At 61.1% G+C, this 633-nt stretch carries 1 protein-coding gene; it reads left to right on the forward strand.

Annotation, left to right across the window (positions count from 1 at the left end; genetic code table 11):
• Positions 1–192 precede the first annotated feature (192 nt).
• Positions 193–633 (forward strand): aldehyde dehydrogenase family protein (locus AC1DH9_RS30385; protein WP_477809483.1); only part of this gene is annotated, 441 nt, incomplete at its 3' end.

Here is a 633-nt window from a genome sequence, read left to right on the forward strand (position 1 = left end):
GCTGTGGGCGGTGATTGATCGCATGTTGAGCCGTCAAGGGTTATAGCTGTCTCATCCGTGTCTCAGTTTGCAACAGCACGGTGTGTTCCTCTCTGCGGCTTTTGGCCCTGAACCCCGCTGAATAAAGCCCTCCGGCAAACTGGCACAACCGTTGCGAAAGGCCTCGTCACACGAACAAGACGAGGTCTTACCATGCCACTCCCTTATCTGCTTCCTGCCGTTTCGGCGTTCATCCAACGCGCCCCGCGCATGCTGATCGGCGCCGAGTGGGTCGAGGCCGCCGACGGCCAGACCATGCCCTTGCACAACCCGGCAACCGGCGAAGTGCTGTGCGTTGTCCCGAAGGCTACGCCGGACGACGTTGATCGCGCGGTGCTTGCTGCGCGTCACGCGTTCGATGATTCGGCCTGGACCCGCACCCGACCTCGGGAGCGGCAAAACCTGTTGTGGAAACTCGCGGATCTGATGGAACGCGACGCTGAACTGCTCGCGCAGCTGGAATGTCTGAACAACGGCAAAAGCGCGGCGGTGGCGCAGGTCATGGACGTGCAGTTGTCCATCGACTTCCTGCGYTATATGGCGGGTTGGGCGACCAAGATCGAAGGCTCCAGCGTCGAAGTCTCGCTGCCATTG

The sequence above is a fragment of the Pseudomonas sp. 05T35 genome, assembly GCF_056396605.1.